This window comes from Streptomyces spinosus, assembly GCF_020400655.1.
GTDB lineage: Bacteria > Actinomycetota > Actinomycetes > Streptomycetales > Streptomycetaceae > Streptomyces > Streptomyces argyrophylli.
Window position 1 is genome coordinate 37,033 of the sequence record NZ_JAINRC010000029.1, and the last position, 11,623, is coordinate 48,655.

At 69.0% G+C, this 11,623-nt stretch carries 5 protein-coding genes and 2 pseudogenes; 5 read left to right on the forward strand and 2 right to left on the reverse strand.

The genetic code is table 11. The annotated features are described in order from the left end of the window. Positions 1-175 precede the first annotated feature (175 nt). Positions 176-1,693, reverse strand: a complete 1,518-nt coding sequence (hpnR, locus tag LG395_RS37725) for a hopanoid C-3 methylase HpnR (protein ID WP_225813609.1) — start codon at positions 1,691-1,693, stop codon at positions 176-178. Positions 1,694-1,997: 304 nt separating this feature from the next. Between hpnR and LG395_RS41825 the strand changes: the two are divergent. The 5 genes and pseudogenes from LG395_RS41825 to LG395_RS37750 form a co-directional block, all read left to right on the forward strand. Then, a pseudogene (locus LG395_RS41825) lies at positions 1,998-2,666 on the forward strand (sigma-70 family RNA polymerase sigma factor); the annotation flags it as partial. Positions 2,667-3,198: 532 nt separating this feature from the next. Then, positions 3,199-4,998: a thiamine pyrophosphate-requiring protein gene (locus LG395_RS37735; RefSeq protein ID WP_225813612.1), complete on the forward strand. Its 1,800-nt coding sequence runs from the start codon at positions 3,199-3,201 to the stop codon at positions 4,996-4,998. After that, the gene (locus LG395_RS37740) at positions 4,995-6,143 is read left to right on the forward strand and encodes an enolase C-terminal domain-like protein (protein ID WP_225813614.1); all 1,149 of its coding nucleotides are present in this window, start codon (positions 4,995-4,997) and stop codon (positions 6,141-6,143) included. Before LG395_RS37735 ends, LG395_RS37740 begins: the two co-directional genes overlap by 4 nt. Positions 6,144-6,173: 30 nt before the next feature. Further along, a complete protein-coding gene (locus tag LG395_RS37745) occupies positions 6,174-9,326 on the forward strand; it encodes an FAD-binding and (Fe-S)-binding domain-containing protein (protein WP_225813615.1) in 3,153 nt (1,050 codons plus the stop codon). A gap of 24 nt (positions 9,327-9,350) precedes the next feature. Next, positions 9,351-9,926, forward strand: a complete 576-nt coding sequence (locus tag LG395_RS37750) for a hemerythrin domain-containing protein (protein WP_225813617.1) — start codon at positions 9,351-9,353, stop codon at positions 9,924-9,926. A 273-nt stretch (positions 9,927-10,199) separates the two neighbouring features. Here the strand turns inward: LG395_RS37750 and LG395_RS41830 are convergent. Further along, a pseudogene (locus tag LG395_RS41830) lies at positions 10,200-10,928 on the reverse strand (sigma-70 family RNA polymerase sigma factor); the annotation flags it as partial. Positions 10,929-11,623 lie beyond the last annotated feature (695 nt).

Below are 11,623 nucleotides of genomic sequence, written 5' to 3' on the forward strand. Positions count from 1 at the left end.
CGAGTGGCCGGCGAGCGGGCCGGACCCGCCGGGGGCAAGGGTCGGGAGGAGCAGGCCCCCGGCCGCCGACGGGGGTCCCCGCGCCCGCCCAGCTCGAAACCGTCCCGCGAGGCCCCCTGGGGGAGCGGTCGGCCGCCGGTCACGAACCTGCTTGGGTACGCCGGTCACTCACGGATCAGAGGTCGGTGCCGCTGTCCGCCGCACTGCCGGGGGAGGAGCCTGACCGAGTTGCCCGCTTGGTGTGGACGTAGAGTTGCTGCCGGTCGCCGACATCGACTCGACGTGGTAGGGGCAGTTCGTAGCGCACGGGGCGGCGGTGGTCGGCCAGCTGACGTTTCGGGTTGTAGACCCGGTTGAACCGCCACAACATGCGGGCGAAGTTCGTCTGGCCGTGCAGGAGGTTGCGCCCGAGTACCTCCGCGGCGCCCAGGGCGGTGCGCCAGCCGAGGTGTTTGCGATTGATCACCGCCTGGGTCCGGACCAGCTCCCGGTAGAACTCGTCCAAGGGCAGCTTGGTCGGTACGACGGCGTGCTGGATGTCGAACAGACGGTAGTCACGTGTGGTCAGCCGGCGCGACTCGGTGTGCCAGATCTCGGTCCCCGGATACGGGGTCATGACAGTGAGGTGCACGATCTCCGGTACGGAAAGGGCGAACTCGCGGACCACGCGGAATTGCTCGGCGTCCCAGGCGGGATCCACGATCAGGTTGATGGCCACGGCGATTCCCAGCTTGCGGGCCGTCTCCAGCGCACGGAAGTTCTCGTCGGGACTGACCCGCTTGCGGTACAGGTCCAGTCCCTCGGCGTCGATCGCCTCCATCCCGAGGAACATGTACTTCAGACCCAGGCGCGTCCAGCGCTCGAAGACGTCGGTGTTGCGCAACAGGACGTCGCTGCGGGTCTCCAGGTAGTACCGCTTGCGGACCCGGCGCCGCTCCACCTCGGCAGCGATGGCGTGGCCGTGTTCCGGGCGGATGAAGGCGACGTCGTCGACGATGAACACGTTCGGCTCCCCGATGCTCGCCAGCTCGGTGGCGGCGGCCTCGGGGGAAGCCTTGCGGTAGCTGCGGCCGTAGAAGGTCCACGCGGAGCAGAAGGAGCAGTCCCAGGGACAGCCTCGGGTGAACTCGATGGACGCGCACGGATCCAGTTCCCCGATGAAGTAGCGGTTGCGGCGCCTCATGAGGTCCCGTGCCGGGCGGGGGCTGTCGATGGAGTGCAGCATGCTGGGCGCCGGGCCCCGCCCGGCCGGGGTGACGACGCCGGGCGCGCCGTCCACACCACCGTGCCGGACGGCCTCAAGGAGCGGCACGATGGCCGGCTCGCCCTCGCCGCGTACCACCGCGTCCACGCCCCCCTCCGCCTGTTCCAGGACTTCCTCGGCCACAAAGGACACGCTGTGTCCGCCGAAGAAGACGAAGCATCCCGGGTTCACCCGCTTGATGGCGCGCGCCAGGTCGATGGCCTCGGGGATGTTCGCCAGGTAGTTGAGGGAGAAGCCCACGGCCTCCGGCTCGAAGGAGGTGACGAGCCTGCGCAGGTCACGCTGGTCGTGTACCTGGAGGTCCACGGCCCGCACGTCATGACCCGCGTCGCGGGCGGCGGCTGCGACCCGTTCGAGACCGAGGGGCTCCAGTCTGAGAAAGATCTCCGAATACATCAGGGCACTGGGGTGGACGAGCAGCAGACGCATGAGGCACCTCGGGCGGCGGGGGAGCCACTGGGTCACCTGGCCCCGGAACGGTGAAACCGGCGAGCTCCCGTCCGGCCTAACGATCGACAGGAAACAGGCGACCGACCGGGTGACGTTTGCATAGGACAAAGCAGCGGGGAAACCCAGCCGATGCCCAGGTAACCGATCCAGCGCAGAGGCTCACATGACTCCCCTCCCCACACTTCGTCCTACGGTCGATACCGAGGCGGGTGGCGTGCCCACTTCCGCGCGCATCGACGAGCTCGTGGGGCGCGTCAGCCGTCAGGCGCCGGGCAGAGAGCGGATGGCTGCCCGAGAGGAGGCCATCCGTGCCCTGATCCCCCTGGCGCGCCGCATCGCGGCCAAGTACCGGAACGCGTGGGCGGACGACTCGGACGACCTCTGCCAGGTGGCGTGCGTGGGCCTCGTCAAAGCCGTCGACGGCTACGACCCGACACAGGGTCACGCCTTCCTTTCCTACGCGGTTCCGACCATCACCGGCGAGGTGAAGCGGCACCTCAGGGACCGGGCGGGCCTGGTGCGGCTGCCCCGCACCGTGCAGGAGGCGAGGCAGCGAGTGTGGCGCGTCCGGCAAGAGCTCGAGCAGGCTTATGGCGGACGCCCTCCCACGATCGCCGAGATCGCCGGGGTGTGCGGGCTCTCCGAGGATGCCGTGGTGGAGGCCATCCGCTCTCAGGGTGCCGTACAGCCGCGGTCCCTGGACGCACTCCCGGATGGGGCGGACGGAGCGCTGCCCGCGTACGCCGAGACGCTGGGCGATCGTGACCCGGGCGTGGAAGCGGCCGCCGAACGTGCGGACATCATGCGGGCGCTGCTCGACTTTCCCGAGCGGGAGCGACGCATCCTGGTGCTTCGCTTTTTCCACGACCAGACACAGCAGCAGATCGCGGCGACCGTGGGCGTCTCACAGATGCACGTGTCCCGGCTGCTCGCCCGATGCCTGGCCCGCCTGCGTGAGGAACTCGGGCACCTTGCTCCGACGGAACGCCAACCGGGTCACGAGCCCGTAGAAGCACCTGCCCCCCTCGCAGGGGTGGACAGCCCTGCCACGCACCCGGGCGTGGAGGCCGCCGTCACCGCCGACTCCGCGTCGGCTGAGAGGTCCGGTGGACAGGGGTGCAGCACGGAAGGGGAGGCCGCCCCGGGCGCGGTCGGTGGGCGGCGCGTTCGGGGAGTATGCCCCGGCCCTGTCCGGCGAGGCCCGGCCGGTCCGTGGCCGGGTACGCCGGTCGGCTGCCGTCCCTTTGGCGGATCCGAGGGCCTGGCCCTCGCGCGGGACCTCGGCAGGCGCCGCCGCGGCCCCTACTTCTTCGAGCGCCCGGCCCCCGGCTGCCGTCACGACGACGGCCGGTCCAAGTCGGCACGATCACGCGGTCCCGCGCCGGATGAGGCCGAGGGGCGCACGTGCGCGTCGACGGTTTACGCGGCACGGCCAGGGGTCACACAGTGCCGATGCCAGAGGTGTGCGTCCAAGGGAGCAGGTCATGACGCTGGTCGCCGACTATGTACTGCAACGCCTGCGGGAGTGGGGGATCCAGCGGATCTACGGCTATCCCGGCGACGGGATCAACGGGCTGCTGGGTGCCTTCGACCGAGCGGAGGGACAGCCGGAGCTCATCCAGGCGCGGCACGAGGAGATGGCCGCCTTCATGGCCTGTGCCCATGCGAAGTTCACCGGCGAGGTGGGCTGCTGCATGGCGACCTCGGGCCCCGGCGCGATTCACTTGCTCAACGGGCTGTACGACGCGAAACTGGACCACCAGCCGGTGGTCGCCGTGGTCGGCCAGCAGAAGCGGCTCTCCCTCGGTGCCCACTACCAGCAGGAGATTCCGCTCACCCAGCTGTTCGCCGACGTCTCCGAGTTCTGTCAGATGATCTCGCACCCCGCTCAGGCGCGGCACGTGATCGACCGCGCTTTCAAGACGGCCCTCACCATGAGGTCGGTCGCGACCATCGTCATTCCGAGCGACATCCAGGAGGAGGAGGCCCAGCCGTCGCCGCCGAAGATGCACGGGTCGGTGTTCTCCAGCGTCGGGTGGAGCCGCCCCCGGCTGCTTCCCGATCACGGGGAGCTGCGCAAAGCGGCGGACGTCCTCAACGCCGGCACCAAGGTGGCCATGATCATCGGGCAGGGAGCCGCACACGCCGAGAGCGAGATCGTGGAGACGGCGGAGCTGCTCGGTGCCGGCGTGGCCAAGGCGTTGTTGGGCCGCGAGGTCCTTCCGGACGACCTGCCGTTCGTGACCGGCCCGATCGGTCTGCTCGGCACGAAGGCCAGCGACAACATGATCCAGGGCTGTGACACCCTGCTCATGGTGGGCACGAGCTTTCCCTACGCCGAATGGCTGCCGGACGAGGGACAGGCCCGCGGCGTCGAGATCGACATCGACGGCCGGATGATCGGCATCCGCTATCCCATGGACGCCCACCTCGTAGGTGACTCCAAGGAGACTCTCAAGGCGCTGCTGCCCTTGCTCGAACGCAAGGAGGACCGCGGTTGGCGGGAGCAGATCGAGAAGGACGTCCGCGAATGGGACGCGATCTGTGAGAAGAGGGCGGGCCAGCACTTCGGCGGGACGATCAACCCGCAGGCGGTCGCCGCCGAGCTGTCGCCCCGGCTGCCGGACGACTGCATCCTGACTGCCGACTCCGGTTCGGGGACGAACTGGTGGGCCCGTCATCTGAAGCTGCGCAAGGGCATGCGGGCGTCGCTGTCCGGGACGCTGGCCACCATGGGTCCGGGAACGCCGTACGCGATCGCCGCCCGCTTCGCCTACCCCGACCGGCCGGTGATCGCGTTCGTCGGTGACGGGGCGTTCCAGATGAACGGCATGGCCGAGATGATCACAGTGAAGCGGTACCTGGACCGGCTGTCCGGACCGGCGCCGTTCGTCTTCTGCGTCTTCAACAACCAGGACCTCAACCAGGTCACCTGGGAACAGCGCGCCATGGCCGGCGACCCGAAGTTCCCGGGCTCGCAGTACATCCCCGACGTGCCCTACGCTAAGTACGCCGACATGCTGGGCCTGAAGGGCGTCTACTGCGACAAGCCGAAGAAGGTCGGCAAGGCGTGGGACGAGGCGCTGGCCTCGGGCGTACCGGTGGTCCTGGAGTTCAAGGTCGACCAGGAGATCGCGCCGATCCCGCCGCACATCATGCTTGCACAGGGCAAGAAAGCTGCCAAGGCAGCCGTCCGCGACCCGGAGCGGGTGGGCATCGCCGCGAAGGGCGTGCGCCAGAAGCTCACCGAGGTCGTGGAGCACCTGCCAGGACGGCATTCATGAGCGGTGAGGGAGCCGGCCCCGACCTTGCCGCTTGCCGGATCGACGCGGTCGACGTGCACGCCTTCGAACTGCCGACCGACGGCCCGGACGGCCAGGAGGAGGACGGCACGCTGGAGTGGGACTCCACCACCATGGTCCTGGTGCGAGTGCACGCCGGCGGCCGTACCGGGCTCGGCTACACCTACGGCGACGTGTCGGTCGCCACGTTCGTCGACTCCCAGCTCGCTGGCGTCGTACGCGGACAGAGCCCCTCCTCGCCCCCGGCGCTCCGGAACCTGATGGCGCGGAAGATCCGCAACGCGGGCCGCCCCGGGGTCGGCGCCATGGCGGTGTCCGCCGTGGACGTGGCGCTGTGGGACCTCAAGGCCCGGCTGCTGGAGCTGCCACTGATCCATGTCCTCCCGTCCTGGCACGATCGGGTGCCGGTCTACGGCAGCGGAGGCTTCACCAACTACCCCCTGGACCGCCTCACCGACCAGCTCGGAGGCTGGGTCGAGCAAGGGATTCCGCGCGTCAAGCTGAAAACGTCCCGGAAGCCCGAAGACGACCCGCGGCGCCTCGACGCCCTTCGCAAGGCCCTCGGCGACGGCCCTGAGATCTTCACCGACGCCAACGGGGCGCTGGGCCGCAAACAGGCGCTGTACTGGGCCCAGCGGTTCCACGAGGAGTGGGACGTGCGCTGGTTCGAGGAGCCCGTCAGCTCCGCCGACCTGGAGGGCCTGCGCATGCTGCGCGAGCGGGGGCCCGAGCGACTGGAGATCGCGGCGGGCGAGTACGCCTACACCGCACAGGACTTCGTCAACCTCGTCGAAGGCCCCGCCGTGGACTGCCTCCAGGCCGACGTGACCCGCTGCGGGGGCATCACCAGTGTTCTGGAGATCTCCGGCCTGGCGGCGGCCCACCACCTGGACCTGTCCGCGCACTGCGCGCCGGCCGTCTCGGCCCACGCCTTCTGCGCAGTGCGCAGGCTGCGGCACCTCGAGTACTTCCACGACCACGTGCGGTTCGAGCGCCTGCTGTTCGACGGCACGCTCTCGCCCGAGGGCGGTGCCCTGCGCCCCGACCCAGGCCGGCCCGGCCTCGGCCTGGAAATCAAGTGGCAGGACGCCGAGCCCCACCGCGTCTACGGAACACCGACCACCTGACGACGCTCGACCAAAGGAGAGCTGAGACCGATGGCGAAGCCCACCAGCCGCGGCACGCGTGAGATTCCGGCGAAGACCCACCCGGAGATTCCAGGGGCGCCACGGGCCCGCCAGCTTCTCGACGTCGGCGCGCTGGAGCGGGCGCTGCGCAAGGCCGTCGACGGCGAAGTCCGTTTCGACACCGCCTCCCTCGGCCTGTACGCCCAGGACGCGTCCAACTTCCGCCAGGTGCCGATCGGTGTGGTGATCCCGCGCACCCTCGACGACGTCGTCGCGGTGCACAAGGTCTGCCACGAGTTCGGCGCGCCCATCCTCAACCGCGGCGGCGGCACGAGTCTGTCGGGGGAGACCGTCAACGAGGCCGTGGTCATCGACCACTCCAAATATCTCACCCGTATCGGAGACATCGATCCGAAACGCCGCCTGGTGACCTGTGAACCGGGCGTGATCAACGAGGAGCTGAACCGGCACACCGGACGATACGACCTCGTTTTCGGCCCCGATCCGTCCTCCCACTCCCGCTGTGTGATCGGCGGCAACATCGGCAACAACTCGTGCGGCATCCACTCGGTGCAGTCGCAGCTGTACGGGCCGGGCCCGCGCACCAGTGACAACGTGCACGCCCTGGAGGTCGTCACCTATGACGGATCACGCTTCTGGGTGGGAGTGGACGAGGAGAAGCACCTCGACAAGATCATCGCCGAGGGTGGCCGCAAGGGGGAGATCTACGCGGCGCTGCGCGACCTGCGGGACAAGTACGCCGACGCCATCAGGGCCGGCTTCCGACCGGCCGAGGAGGTGCCCCGGCGGGTCTCCGGCTACAACCTCGACGAGCTGCTGCCCGAACGCGGCTTCAACGTCGCCCGCGCGCTCGTCGGCACCGAGAGTACCTGCGCGACAGCCCTGCAGGCGGTCCTCATGCTGACTCCCGCGATGCTGCAGCGCACCACCGTGGTCGTGGAGTACGACGAACTCGACGATGCCGCCGAGCACTGCATGGAGATCATCGAGCGGTTCAGGCCGATCGGACTGGAGGGAATCGACGACCAGCTGATCCGTGACCAGCAGCTGCAGAACATGAACGTGGAGGACCTCAAGGAACTGCCGCGCCGCGGTGGAGCTGCCTGGCTGCTGGTGCAGTTCGGCGCGGACACCACTGCGGAGTCCACCGAACAGGCCGAGCGGTTCACGCGGTGGCTCACCGACGACAAGGGCTACGACCGGGACCGCATCCGTGTCGCCAAAAGCACGCAGGAGGGCGGCACCAGCGAACATCTGTGGGCGATCCGGGAGAGCGGTCTGGGCTCGACCGCATTCCCGCCGGGCGGCAAGGACCACTGGCCCGGCTGGGAGGACTCCGCTGTTCCCCCGGACCGGCTCGGCGAGTACGTGCGGGCGCTGCGCAAGGTGATGGACCGGCACGGCATCTCCGGTGCCATGTACGGTCACTTCGGCCAGGGCTGCATCCACTGCCGGCTCAGCTTCGACCTGCGCACCGCCGAGGGCATCGCCACTTATCGGGCGTTCATGGAGGAGGCCGCCGACCTGTGCGTGTCCCTGGGCGGCTCGGTCTCCGGCGAGCATGGCGACGGACAGCAGCGCGCCGAACTGTTGGAGAAGCAGTACGGTCCGGAACTCCTGCAAGCCATGCGGGAGTTCAAGGCCATCTGGGATCCGCAGTGGAAGATGAGTCCGGGCAAGGTCGTCGATCCCTACCGGATGGACGAGAACCTCAAACTCGGTACCGACTACAACCCGCCACGGCATCCGGTGAAGTTCGCCTATGAGGAGGACGGCGGCGACTTCGCCCATGCGACCCTGCGCTGCGTCGGCGTAGGCAAGTGCCGCGTCCCGCAGGCCGAGACGACCATGTGCCCCAGCTACCAGGTCACCCGGGAGGAGAAGCACACCACCCGCGGCCGGGCCCACCTGCTGTTCGAGATGCTCAAGGGAGACGTGATCACCGACGGCTGGCAGTCCGAGGAGGTGCACGACGCCCTCGACCTGTGCCTGGCATGCAAGGGCTGCACCAACGACTGCCCCGTCAACGTCGACATGCCCACCTACAAGGCGGAGTTCCTCTACCACCACTTCAAGTCACCGAAGCGCCGGCGTCCCCGCTACGCCTACGCCTTCGGCTTCATCGACCAGGCCGCCAGGATCGCCTCCCGCGTCCCCGAGCTCGCCAACCTGGTCACCCAGACCCCTGGCCTCGCCCGGCTCGCCAAGCTCGCCGCGGGCATCGACCGTCATCGCCCGCTGCCTCGTTTCGCGCCCATGACCCTGCAGGAGTGGTTCGCCCGCCGCGGCGGCACCGCCAACCCCTCCGGCCGCCCGGTCGTACTGTTCCCGGACACCTTCAACAACCACCTCCACACGAACGTCGGTGTCGCGTGCGTGGAGGCGATCGAGGCGGCGGGCTGGCAGGTGATCATGCCGGAACAGCACGTCTGTTGCGGCCGGCCGCTGTACGACTACGGCTTCCTGGACGCCGCCGAGCGCTACCTCCACCGTGTCCTGGACGTGCTCCGCCCCCACCTTCGGGCCGGCATCCCGATCGTGGGCATGGAACCCAGCTGCCTGGCCGTCTTCAAGGACGAGTTGCCGAAGCTGCTCCCGCACGACGACGACGCCCGGCGCCTCACCAAGAACGCCTACCACTTCCCCGAGTTCTTCCAGGCCTTCGGCGTCGAGCCACCGAAGCTGGACGGGACCGCCCTGCTGTGGGGCCACTGCCACCATCGGGCCACCGGCGGCATGGGCTCCGAACAGGGACTCCTGGAACAGATGGGCCTGGACGTCCGGAACCTCCAGGGCGGCTGCTGCGGCCTCGCCGGATCCTGGGGTTTCGAAGACGGCAAGTACGGGATCTCCATGGAATGCGGGGAACAGGCCCTGCTGCCGGCCGTTCGCGACGCGCAGGAGGACTGCCTGGTCGTGGCCGACGGGTTCTCCTGCAAGACGCAGATCAAGGACGCGGCCACCGGACGGGGCGCACTGCATGTAGCAGAGGTCATGAAGCTGGCTCGTGAGAAGGGCAGGCACGCGGTCGGCTCGCTCCCGGAGAGGGGCGCCGCCTCCCTGCCCGTGCCTCCGCTGCGTAAGCGGGTACTCAGGACGGCAGCCGCCACCCTGCTCGGGGCGGCCGTGACCGCGGCCGGCGTGCGGATCGTACGCCGATGACAGACTGATCAGAAGGAACCGACCATGGGTGACGCACAGAACGATCTCAACCAAGCCGCGCAGCTGCCCGAGGGTGACGTCGTGGCGATCCTGCTGGAGCAGCACGCACGCATCAGGGCGCTGTTCGGCAAGGTGAAGGAAACCCACGGAGAGGCGAGGCAGAAGACGTTCGACGAACTGCGGGCATTGCTCGCGGTGCATGAGACGGCCGAGGAGATGATCCTGCGACCGGTCGCGGCCGACACCGCCGGCAAGGCCGAGGCCGACGCCCGCAACGAGGAGGAGGCCGAGGCCAACAAGGTGCTGGCCGAGCTGGAGAAGATGGACGTGGACAGCGCCGAGTTCAGCCGTCAGGTGGAGGATTTCGAAGCGGCCGTCCTGGAGCACGCGGAACACGAGGAGCAGGAGGAGTTCCCCGCGGTCCGCGCCGGGTGCTCGGAGGAGCAGCTGCGGAAGATGGGAAACCGGTTGCGGTCGGTGGAGCGCATGGCACCGACTCATCCCCACCCCACGGCGGCGGGCTCCACGGCGGCCCAGTGGCTGACCGGCCCGTTCGCCTCCATGGTCGACCGGACGAGGGACGCGCTCAGCAAGAGCTGACGTCGGCGCAACGGTGAGGACCTGGCCGCCGAGGGCCGGCGACAGGAGGTCGAGGGCAAGCGGTCGGAGAGGCCGGACGGTGACGCCTGCCCAGCCGCACCCGCACCTGCCGAGCGGTAACGGCGGCGGCCGTGGTGAGCCGTGCACGGGACGCCTTGATCCGGCGACGACCACACGACGCGGGCTTCGCACCGCCTCTCCCGGGACCGAGGTGAGCTGCTGCCGGAGCCGTCGGCAGGCGTGGGCCAGAGTTCGGGACACCTGTGTCTGCGTCAGACCGACGGCCTCGGCGATCTGCTGCTGGGTCCGCTCCTGGTAAAAGCGCAGGTGCAGAATGCGGCGCTCGACTTCCGTCAGCTGCCGGACGGCGGACGCCAGGGCCACCACGTCGACCACGTGGTCGAGGCCCGAAGTCACGGTGCATGCCACGGTGGCCGTGGACTCGGGGATGCCGGCCGTTGCATCGAGCGACAGCAGTCGGCACTCCTGCACGGCACGCAGTGTGTCCCTGATCAGGGTCGCGTCCATGCCGGTGTGCGCCACAATCTGCTCCACGGAGGGCGTCAGGCCGCCGCATCGCTGTTCCAGCTCTTCCATGGCGCGGAACACCGGCCCACGCGCCTGCTGCAGGGCTCTCGGCATCCGGATCATCGGTGCCTGATCCCGAAGGTGCAGTCTCATCTCGCCGACGATGGTGGGCAGCGCATAGGCAAGGAAGGCATGCCCCCGCGACGGGTCGAATCCGTCCACGGCCTTCGTCAGGCCGACGGCGGCAACCTGTAGCAGGTCCTCGAACTCCTCCCCATGTCTTCGGAAGCGGCGTGCCAAGCGCCGCGCCAGCGGGAGCAGGGTGCGAATCGTGTGGTCGCGAAGGGCTTGGCGGCGAGGGCCCGCCGGGCAGTCGGCGAGGTCGCGCATCATCGTGTCGATCCACTCGGAGGAACGGCCGGCCGTCGGCACGTGGTCCGGGGAGGCCGGACGGGCGTCAGGAAGCCTCTGCATGGGCTCTACCGAGTCCTTGGCGAGGGCGACGGACCCGTACCAGCGGGTGCGCCGACGAGCGGTACGTATGGATCATTCGGGCGAGCGACTGGAACGGCCATCAGCTGACCCGCTTCTTCGAGTCCTCTTCTAGTTGACCGATCGCACGTGCGGCGAAACCACTTGTCAGCCGATCGGCTGAGGGCCACCGGTTACGTAAGACTCAGTCGCTTCCGCGGTGGGGGGCACCAGCGCGTTCCGATGCGCCCGGCCGTGAAGCAGTGGGCCGGCGGGGGTCTGCGCCTGCCGCCCCAGGGCTATTCCGCTCGGGCAGCCGTCTTCAACTTCCACCCGGAACCAGAGCAGTGCTCAGGCAGTGGAGGGAAGACGTGACCCTTCACGTCCGTACTGTGGCCCTGGCCGCAGTCGCACTCGTAGATGCCGCTTCGCGGCACCCTCTCACCGGGTCGGTACGTTTCGCTCATGCTTCCAGGTAACCGGGGAGGTTCCCGCAGCGCGACCGGAGGCGTCACACCACAGACTTACAGCGGTCACTTCCGTCAGTATGACCAGCAGCCGGTCTGCGCCCCGTCGATCGGCTACTGCACCGTTTGAAGGCGAAGGTCGAGTCCGTCGCTTCCATCCGGCTCGCCTGACGCAAGCGCGGTATCGTCTCCCGGCCCGGGTTCCCCACGAAGCCGGGGCCTCGGCTGGGC